Raw genomic sequence first — 16,721 nt, forward strand, 5'->3', positions numbered from 1 at the left:
AAGTTACTGTTTACAATAGATTGATCAAACAAATAAAAATTGTCGATGCACTGCCTTCAATGAAAAGACCAAAAATTTTGCAGGTAGCTGTATGCTCCTGCACTTTTTTTTGTTTAGGACAAATACTTGTTCTGGAAAATACTGATACCTTCTTCAACATTGCTCAGCAACTGACAGGCGATCTCCTGTGTGGGCCATGAGCCAACTCCACAGTCCGGACCAACATATTTTATGCGGTCCCCAAATATAGAATGGGCATTCTCAAGGCGTTTTGCAATGATCTCCGGAGTCTCCATTTCTGTCACGATCTCAGGCAGATACTGGGTGTCTTTCCAAACATTTGTATTGTATTTCTCGTTCAGAACCGAAGCAAGATTGAAAATATCGGTCCTTGCGATACCTACACGAAGGAAAGAATCCGTGTCTTCAAGCACTTTTTTGTCTATAAGGTCAAGATAGGAAGGATTAGCTGCTGATTCCACACCTATTACGTTTATGTTCGGAGTGTCACATGCGATCTTGTAATGCAATGGTGAATGTAAATGTATTTCCACATCTACATACTGTTTGCCTGCATAAGCGGTCGAAAGGCTCAGAGCTTTCACCAGTTCAGCATCTTCGAACATCACCTGTGGATTGATACCGATACTTGGCTCATCGATGGAGATCGTTCTTATGTTGAAGTTCTTTGCGGACCTGATGGCCTTACTGATAAAACGATCGATGCTGACTGCAAGCGTATCCAGGATGTCGGTATATTGGGTTCCCCCGAAATCCTTGAGGTAAAGTTCAAGAGGACCTGTCACGCAGACGCGGACATCCGGTTTATCGCCTGTTTCCTCTTTGTATTGTGCGGCGGTCTTCTCCAGGATCTCAAGTTCGAGGATGCGTGCGCTTTCTTCCTTGACCTTGAAAGGCTCTTCCACACATTCCGGGTCCTTGATTATGGACAGGAACTGCTCGTTCATGTCCTGGAACTGCGGATATGTTGCGACCTGCACACCTGCATCTAATTTCTGTTTGAACGCTGATCCTATGATATTGAAGAGCTGCTCATCACTATCCCTTTTTGAAAAGGCGTTCGCCATCCACTCTTTAGTTACACCTTCCGGTAACGGAAAACTTCCAATATCATCAAAGATCAGGTCTGTCATAGCTACTCTACTGTAAGTATCATTTATAATAGTAGCGAAATGAGAATATGGAAAATATTCCTTGTATAGCCAGATATCTGCAAGATTTATAAGTAAAGACTCACAAGTTTAAACCCAGTCTTGACCTTGAACAATTATCTTTTAAAAAGTATCATTCTCACGCTGGTGAAATAATTGAAAATAATGATAATAGGCGGCTTTCTCGGAAGCGGCAAAACCACTACTCTGTTGAAGCTTGGAAAACATCTTAGCGATACAGGACACAAGATAGCAATAATAGTGAACGAAATAGGCGAGATAGGCCTTGATGGTGATACCCTTTCAAGTACCGGTATCGTTACGGAAGAACTCACAAGCGGGTGTATCTGCTGTACTCTCAAGATAAGCATGGAATATACTTTGAGCAACCTTTCCGATGAATTCCATCCAGATGTTATCATCATCGAACCTACAGGTATCGCTTTCCCGAGACAGATAAAGGACGATATTGCACTGATGAAGATCGAGAACTTAAGCTTTGCACCCATCGTCAACATTGTGGATGGAACAAGGTTCAATACGGAAATAAAACAGACACCCAAGTTCATTCAGACACAGATAGAAGATGCCGATATCCTCTGTATCAACAAGGTCGATATAGCAGAGAAAGAGAAGATCGCAGAGGTCAGGAATTTCCTGGAAGGTCTCAATCCCGAAGCAGAGGTTATCGAGTTCTCTGCAAAGGAAGCCGATGAAAAGTTCCAGAGGCTCATAGACCTGCTGTCAGGTCAGAGCAAGGAAAGGGAAGTAAGGGAGAACATCAATTCCATTGAAGCTTCCGAGGTAAGCTCCTATTCCGGCGAACTTACGATAAAGGACTGCGAACTGGAAGCTGAAAAGGCAGAAAAATATGCCATCGCTACTCTGACTTCCATTGGCGAACAGATCAAGAAGCTCAATCCGGATTTTGTTGGTCACATCAAGATGGCACTGGAATACCCGGAAACCCTCATGAAGGCCAGTATCACATCTTCCGAAAGTGTACCAAACATAGAGTTCTTTGAAACAAAAGGCAAGGATTGCACCCTGAAGTTCCTCTCAGCAGTCACGAATGTGGAAAAGGAAGAACTTGTGAAGATCGTTGAGACCACGATAAAGGAGTATCTCAAGCGAGAAGGCATACCTTTTGGAAATAAGGTCAAGAACCTTCAGACCATCGATATCCTTTAAGGGAGAGCCTTACTCCCTTTGCCTTTCCACTTTTTTATTCTTTCATCTATTCTTCAGTCTTTATTTATTATAGATCAGTATTATCAGTATCTTTAGACCTTATCGAAAAGTTCAATACCTTCAAATCTGCATTCAGCAAGCCTTCTTTCAAATATCAGATAACGAAAACGCTTGAACAATGCGTATGTTCTGAAATATGTACTGAAAAGTATGGCAGAATATGTATTGCTGCCGGAAAAGAACAGTTTTTTATCATCTCTTAGAGAATCATCAACGAATCTCACAACACCATCTGCACTATCCAGTCTCACAAGAGTGCCCTGAACAAGAAGTGGACCAAGAACGATGGCATCTTCCTCCATCCCATCGGCACCTACTGTGCCTTCAATGAAACCGTAATTGAAGATCGTAGGTATAGGCGAAAAGAACACTCTTTTGTATTCCTCTCCCACTTTATGGTACTTGAAAAAACTGAATTTGGGGGTCTCTATCCTTATACGCATTCAAATAAGGTAAGCACTCTTTTTTAAAACACTTTTTGGACCACGAAGGCTCATTTCAAAAATGGAAGAACATACTCAGCAAAGAGATAGCCTTCCACGATAAATATCAGTGGCATCCCGATCCTGAATTGCGAGTGCCTGGTCTTGTGCCTGAACTTCTGCATTCCTGCAATGGAACCTATGCTTCCACCCAGCAATGCCCACCTGAACAGGGTCTTTTCCGGTATCCTGTACTTGTTCTTAATAGCTTTCTTTTTGTCAGAGTACATCAGCCAGAAAGAATATGTGTTCACTAAAAAAAGATACAGGAGAATGTACAAATATAATTCCATATTCCATTCTCCTTACTTATATGAAATGACACTTATTCGAACTTACATGGATTCAGGTGCGCCCAGTCCAAGAGTATCCAGAGTGTTAGCAAGGACCATTCTTGCACAATCTACCAGAGCAATACGGCTTGAACGTAATTCTTCATCCTCTGCGTTCAGGACAGATACAAAGCGGTAGAACTGGTTGAACGCATCAGCAAGTTCTCTTGCATAGATAGCAAGCGTGTGAGGTCTGAGGTCCTTTGCACATTGATCGAGCATGTTGTCGAACATTGCCATTTTCTTAATGAGAGCAACTTCAGAATCTTCCACAAGAAGAGCAGCATTGATAGGTTCTTCCGGCTTCCAGAGACCTTCATCCCTGGCTTTCTGGAGAATGCTGCATGCACGTGCATGTGAGTACTGAATGAATGGCCCGCCCTGCTTTTCAAAATCAAGGGCTTCTTTCCAGTCGAACACTGTGGACTTTTCAGGTGATACTTTTACAATATCGTATCTGACAGCCCCAATACCCACGATCTCAGCCACATCTGCCTTGAAATCATCAGGCATCTCCGGGCGGCGCTTGTTCACTTCTTCATACGCCTGTGTCTTTATCTGGTCCAGCAGGTCATCGGCACTGATGAACTTACCACTTCTTGTGCTCATTGAGCCTTCCGGAAGGGATACGAATTCAAAGATAACGAACTCGGGCTCTTTCTTGCCTATTGCATTGAGTGTGGCCTTGAGCTGACCGGATATCAATTTGTGGTCTGCTCCGAACACATCGATGATCCTGTCCGCACGTTCACCTTTCCATTCGTGATATGCAAGATCACGTGTGGTGTAAAGGGATGTACCGTCAGTACGCTGTATCACCAGTGTCTTTTCGAAGCCGTAGTCCTTAAGGTCCACAACAAGTGCACCGTTGTCGATCTCTGTACGACCTGTGGCCTTTATCTCTTCAACTATCCTTGAAACATCGCCGGACCTGATAAAACTGGATTCCTTCGGGAACTCGTCATGTGCCACATTCATCTTTCTGAGCGTTTCCTTGATTCCGGAAACTGCCAGACCGACCGCTTTATCGAAATTCTCGATGGTAGCTGCATCCCCTTTTTCAACAAGCTGCATGAGCTTGTCTATTTCAGCGACCTTTTCAGGATGAGCATTGAGCTCCGCATTTGCTTTTATGTAAACATCTGCAATGGCATGGTCAGGCTTGGAGCTCTCATCAAATTCGAAACGGTCAAGGGCCCAGGAAACTATTGCTATCTGGCGACCCATATCATTAACATAATAGTGAAGTTCTACATCATATCCTGCACGTTTGAGGATACGCCCGAGGGTATCACCGATTATGGAATTCCTTATATGACCCACATGCAACGGACCGTTAGGATTGGCTGATGTGTGCTCGAGCAATATCCTGCCCTCAGAGAAATTGCCACCAAAGGCCTCTTTTTGTTCCCTTATGGCCAGAACTGTGCCCTCAATGAAATTACGGCTTGCCCAGATATTCAAATAGGGGCCCAATGCCTCAACTTTCTCTACGAGAGAGCCTTCAGGTATCACAATTTCGCCTGCTATCTTCTCAGCAACATCCTTGGGACTCTGCTTTGCAACAGAAGCTAACCTGAATGCTATTCTTGAAGAGAGGTCTGCGTGCTGTGAAGGACCAAGCTCCATATCTTCCGCTTCAAAACCTGCTGATCTGACAGCATCGTTCAGTATACTTGTAACCTGATCTATAAAATCCAAAAACAAGATGATCACCTTTAAATTAACTTTAGATACCTGTGTTGAAACGCAATATCGCTACAACGCCGCCAAATGCTTTCAAAAGCTGTGAACCTTCCTCGAAATCAGTGGATATGAACTCCACTCTTGTGCCCATTTGGTCACACATCTCAGACAGTTCATCAACGACATCCACCTTTTCAGTGATCTCAAGATAAGCACCACATTTAGGGCAATTACCGGTAGGAGAACTGCTATCCCCGGGCTTGAACTCGCGGCTGGTCTTCCTCTCATAATCACAAGAAGTACACTTGACAGTTTCCCTTACAGCTCTGAGGTCCTCGGATATCAGCAATATGTCCACGGCACCTATTATGAGGTTCTCGCGTACATTGTCCTCTCCATAGGTCGCTTTGCCGGAATCCGATACCAATTCCCTGAAGAACTGTTGCATCAGTTTCTTTTCGACCATGAGATCAAGGTCCTCAAGTCTCTCGCTCGCAGCATTCACGAGTTCGGAAAGACCGGATTCATCGGTGTATGCGACATCGAAAAGACCAAGTACCTTCTTCTCGATCTCATGGTGGAAGAAGTTACCTGATTCGAACTCTTCCTTTGTGGGTGACGGACCACCTACAAGCACGCCTTCGAAATCTTTCTGGTCTACTGTAAGGAAGACCTCACTTGCAGCATCTCCTATACGTTTGTAGAAATCATGTATGGCAATAAGTCTCAATTGCTGGAACCTGTGAGCACTCTGACCACCCTTTCTCTGTTTGCCTGGTACAGTGGAGGTCAGATTACGGAATGCTTCTATCTGTTTACCTGTGAGAAGACCAACCGTAGCTTCACGCCTGTCCAATACAAGCAGACCATAGGTCTTTGCTTCCTTTAGCATCTCTTCCAATGGGGTAAGGAAAAAAGACGAATCGCAGTGATATCTGTAAGTTATGATAGGCTGTGGTGGCTCAACAATGGTGGTCTCCATGTTGGTCTTGTTCGCACCAACATCTACCGCACCAGTAAAATAAACTATCCCATTTTCTGGGACCGTTGCATACCTGAGCCTTGACATGATAGAATCAATAGCTCCCTGCACATTGGTCTTGGTAAGCTTGGATTTGATATTGGAAGCCTGACTATGCTCGGTCCTAAGCTGTGATACAACATCTGAGATCTGTTTATCAGGAGGTATGTACAGAGAAATAAGCTCGGTTCCACGACCTTTTTTTCCTCTTAACGATTCCAGTTTCTTTTTAAACTCGTATTTCTGATGTGAAGATTGGTCAACCATTGTAGGAATACTCCATAATTAGGATCAATTAGGATATAGTTGCATCTTGCAACCTAATGATCATGTTCTACATTGAACATTTATGCTATTAGCTATACAGATGTACCTATGTGAACAAGGATATAAATATAGGTTATGACTGGTTACATAACCTTTGTCTGAATTTTATTCAAGGTCCGAAACTTTTCCGTCCTTCGAAAGCAGGACAATACGGCTGATCTCCACATCATCCGCAATACTGTATCCAATATGACCAGCGATCTCTTTTGCAAATTCCAGAACCTCATCATGTGCAGGCATGGCTTCACGTGGAAGACGGCTTCTGGAAAAGCCAAGATGCATATATGCTTTTATCTCAATGTAATCCGGGTCCGCCTTTTCTATGAGTCGGGCATAACCTGCCGGATCGAACATGTTCACACCCTTGACAAGTGTTATGCGAATAGCCTTTCTGTTGCTTTTCGTTCCAAGGATCTCAAGGGATTGATTGATCTTATCCCACAGTGCAGGAGATTTCGGTAGACAGACCTTTTCATACGTCTCTTTATCAGGCGCATCCAGGCTCATATAAAGCTGTGAAGGTTCTATCCTTTCCATCATTTCAGGAACAGTGCCGTTACTGACAACGAATGTACTAAAGCCCTGGCCTTTGAACTCTTCCAGGAGCTCAGGAAGATACGGATATAATGTAGGTTCACCAGAAAGGGAAATAGCAACATGTTTTGGTTCATTGGCTTCTTCCCAGCGCTCTCTTGGTGCTGAATGTCCAAAACCTGAGATCAGTTTGCGCTGGGCCTTGATTGATGACCCCACTATTTCCACTGGAGAATCCCAATTTTTTGGAAGAGATACTTCGACCTCAGTGGGCCTCCAGCAATGTAAACAGCGCTGATTGCATCTCAATGTTGGTGTCATTTGCAAACAACAATGAGAGGTTATGCCATAGAACTTTGATTTATAGCAGTCGCCTTGATCCTTTATTGAACGGCTAAGCCAAAGACAGGTCTTAACGGCCGAATGGGTGCCTGCAAGACTGTACTTTTGCTTTTTTAGCAAGGTTTCAAAATCAGTTATCTCAGGAAGGTCCATCAGATCTTCCTTATCTTTTAAAGACATTTGATGCATACTTCCCTGTCGCAGTATATATAGTAATCGGAAATAGAAAGATTACTTAAATCCTTTCTCAGACCTTGTGATGATATCATTAGAACTGAAGAAGGGTCGTCCTGAGGGTGGAGAGGTCCACCACCGGAACCTTTGCAGGTGTAGGCATTAAATTGACCCTTTTCTGGAACTCTGTCTGGGATTGCCATGTGCCTGAATTTATAAGAAGGACACTCTTGTAGTTGCCAACACCAATAGTATGTACGTGACCACAATGCAGTATATCGGGTACAGGGTCAATGACGAAATGGTCCTGTTTTTCCGGTGCAATGGAAACCCTGCTTCCATATATTGGTGAAAGGTGTCTTCGCTTTATCATTTCCACCATGGCCTTTTCAGGTTCCTGATAGGAAACTCCCGGAACAGATGCTACCAGATCGTCTATGGAACGTCCATGGTACATCAGGACCTTGACACCATCAAGGTCGACAAGTGCAGGATTTCCCACAAACGTTATCCTGTCAGAGAAAAGAGAAGTTATACGCTCCGGAAAACGTGGCTGGGGTTCTGCCTGCCTGACAGCATCGTGGTTACCTGGAGAAATGATGATCTTGATATGTTCAGGTACCTGATCGAAATACTCAGCAGCTTTTCTATATTGGTCATAGATGTCAAGTATATCAAGTTCATGTTCCTGTCCCGGAAATATGCCGATACCATCAACAAGATCACCTGCGATCACAAGAAAGCGTATTTCCTCCGACATCTTTTTCAGCTGCTCATTATCGGTCTTGCCGTTAAGGAAGTCAAGAAAACCGCACCACTCCTCCTCAAGAAAAGTAGAGCTACCTACATGGACATCCGAGGTGAAGACCGCTTTACCCCAGGTACCCTCTCTCCTGTTCGAGATGTTCGGAAGGTCTGGAAGTACCAGTTTTTTCGCGATCAGAAGGCTGCCATCATTGGTCATTGAGCCGGTGATACCGATGACCTCATCGAGAACGAGTTTGCTTGCTTCCTCGAACAGGTCCTTTTCCGCCTGATGCACCAGCACCGGAAATGAACCTGTGGGATCTTCTAATTGTAGCATCTTGTGACCATTGGCAGTGGTCCTTATCTCAGAGACCATCCCTATGATAGATGCTTCATTATAATCTCCTCCGCCGCTACGTCTTATCCCGCCACTTTGTTTCCGGTTCTTGTTAAGACTTTCAATGGGCCGGGCGGTGACCCTCCCACGTATGATATTACTTAGCTTAGTGTAACGGTTCCTGAAATACTGGACAAATTCCATGTATTCACCAACACAGGTCGACATATCTGTGATGTCAGACATGATATTGATATTGTTCACCTCTCCAGTGGAGTCACTAAAACATCTTTCATCCCTTAAAGTGGCTGAAGATGATGTTGGAAAAGGTGTTGAGGATGATGGAGACCGTGCATTGGATTGGGGGGAAGGAACTGAGGATACTGGAGATGTCGGAGTATCATCGGAGCACGGAACCTCATCAAGACATTCCTTTGGAAGGTCCGGATATTCTTTTTCAAAACTCTCAACATCAATATGTTCAGCTTCAATGACAAAAAGAGATTCATCCACATTTTCGAGTATATAGGAAATAAGGTCATTCGGTGCACTATGTAAAGCGATCATTTCCACGGCCTTAGGGCTTATCTGATAACCTGCTTCCAAAAAGACTTCCTGAACCTTGATATCTTTCATAATATGGCCTGAACTTAAACGATGGGACTGAAAATAAAGCTCGGATCGAAATTGACGAAACTACGAATATACTGAGCAAAATTTGAGCCGTGGTAACAAAAGTATTCCTACAAATAAAAATGCTGCGTACGAAGATAATAGATAAAGACCAAATACAATATTCTTTTAACTAATCAGATACTTTCTTCTTTTGGATCAATATGACCTTACAAGAATCATTTCACACATTTAGAACAAGTGAGAATTTCTGGATCTCCCTTACAAGAGATCTTGCATCCGTGCTTCTTGCTGTAATGGCCTTTGCAGTGATATCACAGATCGTTTTTGGAATGTGGACACCTATGGTTGCGGTCGAGTCCGGCAGCATGGAACCAAATATGCAGATCGGTGACATTATTTTCATAAAAAGTATTGATCGGACACAGATAATAACCAATCAGGATACTTCCACAGAACATGTTTCATTTAAAATGCAGGGTGATGTTATTCTATACCGTCCTTATGGTCAGGAAGGAATAACACCTATCATACACCGGGCCATGTACTATGTAGAAGAGGGAGAGCCTATGTGGCTTAACGGTCCTGTAGCTCCTCACAGCGGTTATATCACAAAAGGTGACAATAAAATAACAAACATCTATTATGACCAGCAAGGCCAGATAAGCTATTATGAACCTATTAAAGAAGAATGGATAATAGGCACAGCACAGTTCAGGATACCATATCTGGGTCATCTGAGACTGCTCATATCCTAATTATCCTTACATTTTTTTACTTTTTTTACAACAAATTAAAAATTGATGCATCATAGATGCATCTGTGCTGTGATCACCGGTTTGAAGCCTGCGAGCATGCCTAACCTGTAATCTTCCAGAAGAACACGACGTGTGCTTTCGATAGGAACGCTCAATACTATTTCCTTTGTCCTTCCATAACGTCCTTTACTGACTACTACTGCATTGAGAATACCAAGCATATCCAGTTCAGATATAAGATCAGTGACCCTTCTTTGTGTCAGGATATCCATATCTACGCTTAAACATAGCTGACGGTAAACGTTGTAGACCTCTCCTGTAGTAACATTTCTGTGTCCGTTATCCCTCAGTACCATTACACTATAAAGGGATAGTTTTGATTGTGTCGGAAGTGTCCTGACCACTTCAACTATGCGATCTATCTCGATCTTTTCCTGAGCTCTTCTGACATTCTCTTCTGCTACACGATCCTGGTTCTCACGTTCAGCAAGCTCACCTGCAACTCTGAGAAGATCCAGTGCACGTCTTGCATCACCATGTTCCTGTGCTGCAAAAGCAGAACACAAAGGAATGACCATTTCATCAAGGACATCTTCCTTGTACGCAATAGATGCTCTCTGTCTTAGGATATCGCTTATCTGTTCAGCATCGTATGGTGGGAAAATGATCTCTTCTTCTCCAAGTGAACTTTTCACCCTTGGATCGAGAAAATCTGTAAATTTGAGGTCGTTTGAGATACCTATCATACTGACCTTTGCATTTTTTAGATCGGTGTTTATACGGGAAAGGTTGTAAAGAACATCATCACCCTTTTTCACAAGTTTATCGATCTCATCCAGAATGATCATTATGACCTGCTTTTTAGAATCGATCGCTTCTTTGAATTTTGAAAATACTTGATCCGTAGGCCATCCTGTCATTGGAATATCTTCACCAAAGTGCTTAGCAAGATTTGCCAATAACCTATATTGTGTATCGATAACCTCACAATTAAGATAAAGTACAGAACATGGAACATCCAGATCTTCACTTTTCCTCTCGAGTTCGATACCAACATATCGTGCAACAGCTGTTTTACCTGTACCTGTTTTCCCATAGATCAAAATATTTGAAGGAGTATCTCCCCTAAGTGCAGAAACAAGGATAGTAGCAAGATTGTTTACCTGTTCGGTCCTGTGAGGTAGTGAAGCAGGTGTGTAAGAAGGTCTCAAAACTTCCTTGTTTTTAAAGAGTGATTCACTCTGTAATAAATCTTCAAATAATCCACCTAATGATTTATTCTCCATATTTTGAACCTTCCAATAAGTTTAGACTTATTAATAATGATCATGAAAGACATTGATTTTAATGATAAGATGCTAATAAACATCTATTTGTTTAGTGAATGTTTAATCGAATTTACTTCATATCTACATTTAATTTATTTACAGTAATTTTAATTTTTGAAGATGTAAATTTTAGTCTTACAATTTTGTTGTGAACTAAAGAATAAAAATAATATAACAATCCACAAAAAGAGTTACAAATAAAGATTTCCTTTTTTATGATAGTATAATATTACCATAATTGATCTTTAGATAACACTTTTAAAGAACATTTTAAATTACTTTTAACACTTTCAACCCAAACAATTGTGAACTTTATAATTTCCAGTTGATGCAATGGAAGTGTAGGTTATTAACATTTATGGTTAAAACCCCTTTGTTTCGGCTGGAACTTTCTATATTAATGCTTATATAAAAATGAAAACGATGTCAAGCAAAGTTTAGCCAAAAAAAGTTTCTATATTGCTTTATAACAAAATACATTAAAAGGAGTTCGCTTGGAAGTACACCCCTTTGTTTCGCTTGGAAAGTATATAAAGGACCGTGACCCTATGGTTTCAACTGGAGTGCAGAAAAAAAATAAGAGATATATTTTTTATAATACTAAAAAAAGAAGGTGTTGTAAAGATATAATTAATAGTTAATAAACCTTTCCAGAAGTTTAGAACCAAATTCCCAAAATTGACTTAAACGTTCCAGTCGAAACAATGGGGTGACCCCTAGAGTTCCTCAAGTTTAAGTTTGGTTAAATTCTGTAAAAAATCAGACATTTGAAAAACCATACAACTATTTCCTAAAATATTGTTACATAATAAAATTCAATTTTTTTTGAAGTCTTAACTTTGTAAATCATAATTCATAACTTTAACAGATCAAAGTGTTAATCGTAGTAAATTAATGAAACTTTAAATTTTAGAACTTCATCTATGAATTAAGCATATTCATCTCTATTTTATAAAATTTTAAACACAATCATTTTAAACAGGTTGTATGTAATTAGCTTGAGAATTCATGGAAGAAAAGGGCAAAACAAAAGAAGAAATATTAGCATTTCTTAAAAAAGCCAAATCCGCTGATACAAGTTATGAGCGTGTTCTAAGTTCAATGTGTACTTATCCACATGAAATTGCAGTCTTAGCACATACACAATTCATAGAGTCAAACATGGGAGATCCAGGTCTTTTCCCTGGTACGTTCAATCTTGAAAGACAAGTTCTTGGTATGTTTGGAGAAATGCTGCATCATAAAAAATCTCCTGAAAAGGCTGGCTATCTTACAACCGGAGGAACCGAATCTAACATACAAGCAATAAGGTCCATGAAAAATTTTCGCCGTGATATTTCAATGCCTAACATAGTAGTTCCTGAATCAGCTCATTTTTCATTTGATAAAGTTGCAAATCTCTCAGGGATCGAAATTAGAAAAGCTTCTCTTGATAATTTGCTTAAAGTTGACCTGGGTTCTGTAAGATTGCTTATTGATCAAAACACAATTGGTCTTGTTGGTATTGCAGGTACTACAGAATTTGGTCAGCTCGATCCCATCAATGAACTATCAGAATTAGCTATTGAAAATGATATTTTTTTGCACGTTGATGCAGCATTTGGTGGTTTTGTAATTCCTTTTATGGATCTTGATTATTCCTATGATTTTAAACTTGAAGGCGTAACTTCAATAACAATAGATCCTCATAAAATGGCTCTTAGCACGATCCCTTCAGGTGGTCTTTTGTTCAAAGAACCTGAATATTTTGAATGTCTTGAGATACACACACCTTATTTAAGTGTCAACAAACAATATTCGCTAACAGGAACTCGAAGTGGTGCAGCAGTGGCTTCAACTTATGCTGTCATGAAACACCTTGGAAGAGAAGGTTACAAAAAAGTTGTTTCAGACTGTATGTCTGTCACAGAAAAATTGGTTGAAGGTGCAGACAAATTAGGTATAGGTACTGTTATAGATCCAGTTTTAAATATTGTTGCATTGAATGTTCCTGAAGCTGATCTTGTAAGAAAAAAATTGCTTGATGAACATGGATGGCATGTATCTATTACACGTGAACCCCGCGCTCTCAGGCTCGTTATAATGCCTCACATCAAAAATGGAACGATAGAACTATTTTTGAAGGACCTTGCAAAAGCAGTCAAGTAAAAAAAATTAAATTAATCGTTTTTCAATATCGTTTTTTGTTTTTTCACGGATGAGGGGATGGATCGATGATACCTAGCCTTGAAACTTGTAAAGACGTGTACCACCGGGATCCGTGTCTAATACTAACTATGATCTGAGCATATATACAGTTGAGCCAAGCGGGGTGAAAGTGTTCTGTAAGGCAAATTTAGACCATTCAATGGTGACCATCGACAGAAACAGTATTACAGAAATTATGAGAACAACCAGATAGTACTAAATATCATAAAGATGAGAATTTAGTTATGCAAAATTCTTTCAAACTTGGGACTATTATTGGTATTCCTATCAAAATACACATCACATTCCTATTGGTGCTTCCAGTTTTTGCATTTATATTTGCATCAAATCCTGCACCTTTTGGTTTTAGTGATATTCGACCGGTGTCGCTAGGATACTTGCTAGCATTTGTGACAACAGTTCTTCTTTTCGGATGTGTGCTCCTTCACGAGTTGGGACATTCCTATCTGGCACAAAAATATGGTGTTAAGATAACAGATATCACTTTGTTCCTGATAGGTGGTGTCTCTTCAATGGAAGAGATCCCAAGGGATCCTTCTCAGGAAGCAAAAATGGCGTTTGCAGGCCCTCTTGTAAGTTTCATTATAGGTACATCACTGCTGCTGCTCAATTTTTTCCTGGCTGATACGTTCGCTACATTTGGAGATCATGTTGTTTTCAGGATCATACAAATGCTCGGTTCCATCAACATAGTTCTTGGCATATTCAATCTGCTACCGGCATTTCCAATGGACGGAGGACGTATTCTTCGGGCATGGTTTGCAAGAAAGATGAGTTATATACAGGCCACTCACACAGCAGCATCTGTAGGTAAAATGTTTGCTTTCTTTCTCGGTTTTTTGGGTTTGATCTCGAATCCATGGAATCCCTGGCTTATATTTATTGCAATATTTGTTTACATGGGTGCATCAGGAGAAGACAGGTCCACAGCTGTTACGATCATACTTGAAAAGATACCTGTTAAGGATGTTATGTCAAAAGAGGTTATTTCTGTCGAACCTTCCATGACAATTGATGAACTGACACAGTTCATGTTCGAAAAAAAACACATGGGCTATCCGGTGATGGAACGTAATACTTTAAAAGGTATTATAACGTTTACAGATGTGCGCAGGGTAATACCTCTGGAACGTTACAGTGTGTTGGTATCCGATCTAATGACAAGTAATGTCGTGACGGTACCATTAGAGGCGACTGCTTCCGATGCTTTCAAGCTGATGAGTTTTAATAACATCGGCAGGGTATTGGTGATAGATAAAGATGGTTCTGTGGCAGGTATTCTTTCCAGGACCGATCTGATGCATACTATGACATTATTGAACGAGTGATGTGAACAATGGAAAGTTCGACAGATAAAGAAGTACAGTTAAAGGAAAGTCAGTTGATGACCGATTCCCGTTCTGCTGCTTCTGGTTATAATTACGATATAGGTTCAGGCTCAGCTTCTTCCCTTAATGGAGGTGCCACTTTTTCACAGACACCTTCCCTTGTTTCAACGGAAAGGGTTGATCCTGCCAAAGCAAAGCCCTCTGAAATAATAATTGTGGGCACAGCCCATGTTTCAGAGAAGAGCGTCAATGAAGTAACAATCGCTATTGAAAATGAAAAGCCGGATATTGTGGCAGTCGAGCTCTGCCAAGGCAGATATGATTCGCTTAAAGGGGAGGTAAAAGATTCGGACCTTCCCATCAAGGATATCCTGAGTGGCGGAAAGATCTATTACTTCCTGGTGCACCTGCTTTTGGCATACGTACAGAAGAAGATCGGCAATGAGATGGGAGTTCAGCCAGGTGCTGAAATGATAACTGCCATCGATGTAGCAGAAGCCAATGGGGCCAAGGTCGCGCTTGTTGACCGTGATATACAGCTCACACTGCAGCGTTTCTGGAGCAAGATGAGCCTCTTTGAAAAATTCAATATGCTAGTTGCACTTGTTTCTTCAGCTCTGGGAATTGGCGGCTCCAAGAATATAGACATTGATAATATTACCGATCAGGACATGGTAAGTACGCTTATCAATGAGCTTCGTAAAGCTTCCCCGAATGCGGCTACAGTACTCATTGATGAAAGGGACGCCTATATTGCAGGAAATCTTTTAAGACTAGCCAATGGTGGCAACAAGAAGATAATAGCAGTATTGGGTGCAGGCCACAGGCAGGGTGTTGAAAGATACCTTAAGGACCCCAAGTCCCTACCTCCTGTTTCTTCACTGACGGAATTGCCTCAAAAACGGTTCAGCTTCATGAAGATAATTGGCATTGGAATAGTGGGAATAGCCCTTGCAACATTCGTTTTGATCATCATGTCAGGAACACCTATCGAACTTTTGCTGCTGGCATTTGGATGGTGGTTCATCATCAATGGTGTCCTCAGCGCGACAGGAGCTGCTCTTGCAAAAGGTCATCCGTATTCGGTTATCACTGCATTTCTTGTGGCATGGCTTACATCCCTGAATCCAATGATGGCTGCCGGATGGTTCGCAGGTCTTATGGAAGCTAAACAAAGGAGTCCAACTACCGCTGATCTGAAGGAAATGGTAAAACTTGAGAGCTTCAAAGAGCTTCAGAAGAACAATTTCTTCAGAGTTGTCTTTGTAGCCGCACTTGCCAATGTAGGAAGTACCATAGGGACATTCCTTGGTGTCTATGTGATGGTACAGATAACAGGTCTCGATCCAAGAGATATAATCAGCGCAGGTCTGTCAGTGATAGGTCTGTAAAAGGTTTAATTATAGATCATTTTTCGATCTATCCAACCATTTTTTGACCTTTTAATTTTCTTCATTTTTTTGTCTGTTCTATCAATGGAATATCCGGCAGATTTTCCCAGACATCTTCATAGTTGTCATATACTGTCAGAAGATCGACTATAACAGGTAGTGGGTCTGCCCATATCTCCGGCAGATCGGCTTCACCTTCTACTTTTATCTCATAGGCAAGCATCTCTTCAGGCGGAGCATACTGTGCATTCACACTTTTTTTGTTTCCCCTTGCATCTATACGATACCAACCTATGTCCGGCAGATATACAGCATTCAGGCCATGGAGGCAAAATGGTTCTCCATTCTCATCCCTGCTAAGACGCTGGTAACATAATCCGGCGGGAATGCCATTTGCCCTGAGCAAAGCTGCCAGAAGATGACTTTTGGCATAACAATAACCGGTTCCTGCTTCCAGTACCTTGGAAGCTTTCAGGGTGATAGGGTTCAAACAATGATCATGACTGTGATATATCTCATCCCTTACCCATTCAAAACATTTTTTTGTAATTTCAACAGGGCCCTCGGCTTCCAATGCAAGCTCTTTTGCAAGCTTTTGAATTTGGGGGTGTTCCCAGTCGATTATCTCTGTGGAGCGTAGATATTGTTGCATACTATCAGCCTGCCATCA

At 41.4% G+C, this 16,721-nt stretch carries 14 protein-coding genes; 5 read left to right on the forward strand and 9 right to left on the reverse strand.

The window, feature by feature from the left end; all coding sequences use genetic code 11:
• Nucleotides 1-113: 113 nt before the first annotated feature.
• On the reverse strand, nucleotides 114-1,154 hold the full coding sequence (locus AC20MK_RS00175) for a methionine synthase (RefSeq protein ID WP_487356014.1): 1,041 nt from the start codon (nucleotides 1,152-1,154) through the stop codon (nucleotides 114-116).
• Nucleotides 1,155-1,337: 183 nt separating this feature from the next.
• Here AC20MK_RS00175 and AC20MK_RS00180 point away from each other — a divergent pair, with 183 nt between their 5' ends.
• The gene (locus AC20MK_RS00180; protein WP_487357028.1) at nucleotides 1,338-2,363 is read left to right on the forward strand and encodes a CobW family GTP-binding protein; all 1,026 of its coding nucleotides are present in this window, start codon (nucleotides 1,338-1,340) and stop codon (nucleotides 2,361-2,363) included.
• A gap of 92 nt (nucleotides 2,364-2,455) precedes the next feature.
• On the opposite strand, the gene AC20MK_RS00185 is transcribed toward AC20MK_RS00180, so the two are convergent.
• From AC20MK_RS00185 to AC20MK_RS00210, 6 genes are all read right to left on the reverse strand, one after another.
• Complete coding sequence (locus AC20MK_RS00185) at nucleotides 2,456-2,866, reverse strand: inorganic diphosphatase (protein WP_487356015.1); 411 nt, start codon at nucleotides 2,864-2,866, stop codon at nucleotides 2,456-2,458.
• Nucleotides 2,867-2,916: 50 nt separating this feature from the next.
• Nucleotides 2,917-3,198, reverse strand: a complete 282-nt coding sequence (locus AC20MK_RS00190) for a DUF1294 domain-containing protein (protein ID WP_487356016.1) — start codon at nucleotides 3,196-3,198, stop codon at nucleotides 2,917-2,919.
• Nucleotides 3,199-3,240: 42 nt separating this feature from the next.
• Nucleotides 3,241-4,944, reverse strand: coding sequence for an arginine--tRNA ligase (gene argS, locus AC20MK_RS00195; RefSeq protein ID WP_487356017.1), 1,704 nt, complete (start codon nucleotides 4,942-4,944; stop codon nucleotides 3,241-3,243).
• Between the two features lie 22 nt (nucleotides 4,945-4,966).
• Nucleotides 4,967-6,211 carry a peptide chain release factor aRF-1 gene (gene prf1, locus AC20MK_RS00200; protein WP_487356018.1) on the reverse strand — a complete coding sequence of 415 codons (1,245 nt, stop codon included), beginning with the start codon at nucleotides 6,209-6,211 and terminating at the stop codon, nucleotides 4,967-4,969.
• Nucleotides 6,212-6,376: 165 nt separating this feature from the next.
• Nucleotides 6,377-7,327 (reverse strand): 4-demethylwyosine synthase TYW1, encoded by a 951-nt coding sequence (twy1, locus tag AC20MK_RS00205; RefSeq protein ID WP_487356019.1) that lies wholly within the window; start codon nucleotides 7,325-7,327, stop codon nucleotides 6,377-6,379.
• A gap of 88 nt (nucleotides 7,328-7,415) precedes the next feature.
• Complete coding sequence (locus AC20MK_RS00210) at nucleotides 7,416-9,041, reverse strand: DNA-directed DNA polymerase II small subunit (RefSeq protein WP_487356020.1); 1,626 nt, start codon at nucleotides 9,039-9,041, stop codon at nucleotides 7,416-7,418.
• 200 nt (nucleotides 9,042-9,241) lie between these two features.
• Here AC20MK_RS00210 and AC20MK_RS00215 point away from each other — a divergent pair, with 200 nt between their 5' ends.
• Nucleotides 9,242-9,796: a signal peptidase I gene (locus AC20MK_RS00215; RefSeq protein ID WP_487356021.1), complete on the forward strand. Its 555-nt coding sequence runs from the start codon at nucleotides 9,242-9,244 to the stop codon at nucleotides 9,794-9,796.
• A 50-nt stretch (nucleotides 9,797-9,846) separates the two neighbouring features.
• Here the strand turns inward: AC20MK_RS00215 and AC20MK_RS00220 are convergent, their stop codons facing one another.
• On the reverse strand, nucleotides 9,847-11,082 hold the full coding sequence (locus AC20MK_RS00220; RefSeq protein WP_487356022.1) for an ORC1-type DNA replication protein: 1,236 nt from the start codon (nucleotides 11,080-11,082) through the stop codon (nucleotides 9,847-9,849).
• 1,050 nt (nucleotides 11,083-12,132) lie between these two features.
• Here AC20MK_RS00220 and mfnA point away from each other — a divergent pair.
• From mfnA to AC20MK_RS00235, 3 genes are all read left to right on the forward strand, one after another.
• Nucleotides 12,133-13,272, forward strand: a complete 1,140-nt coding sequence (gene mfnA / locus AC20MK_RS00225) for a tyrosine decarboxylase MfnA (RefSeq protein WP_487356023.1) — start codon at nucleotides 12,133-12,135, stop codon at nucleotides 13,270-13,272.
• Between the two features lie 284 nt (nucleotides 13,273-13,556).
• Nucleotides 13,557-14,660 (forward strand): CBS domain-containing protein, encoded by a 1,104-nt coding sequence (locus tag AC20MK_RS00230; RefSeq protein WP_487356024.1) that lies wholly within the window; start codon nucleotides 13,557-13,559, stop codon nucleotides 14,658-14,660.
• A gap of 8 nt (nucleotides 14,661-14,668) precedes the next feature.
• On the forward strand, nucleotides 14,669-16,051 hold the full coding sequence (locus AC20MK_RS00235) for a TraB/GumN family protein (RefSeq protein ID WP_487356025.1): 1,383 nt from the start codon (nucleotides 14,669-14,671) through the stop codon (nucleotides 16,049-16,051).
• 61 nt (nucleotides 16,052-16,112) lie between these two features.
• On the opposite strand, the gene AC20MK_RS00240 is transcribed toward AC20MK_RS00235, so the two are convergent.
• The gene (locus AC20MK_RS00240) at nucleotides 16,113-16,703 is read right to left on the reverse strand and encodes a transglutaminase-like domain-containing protein (RefSeq protein ID WP_487356026.1); all 591 of its coding nucleotides are present in this window, start codon (nucleotides 16,701-16,703) and stop codon (nucleotides 16,113-16,115) included.
• Between the last annotated feature and the right edge of the window lie 18 nt (nucleotides 16,704-16,721).

It is taken from the genome of Methanococcoides sp. DA23, from assembly GCF_057593895.1.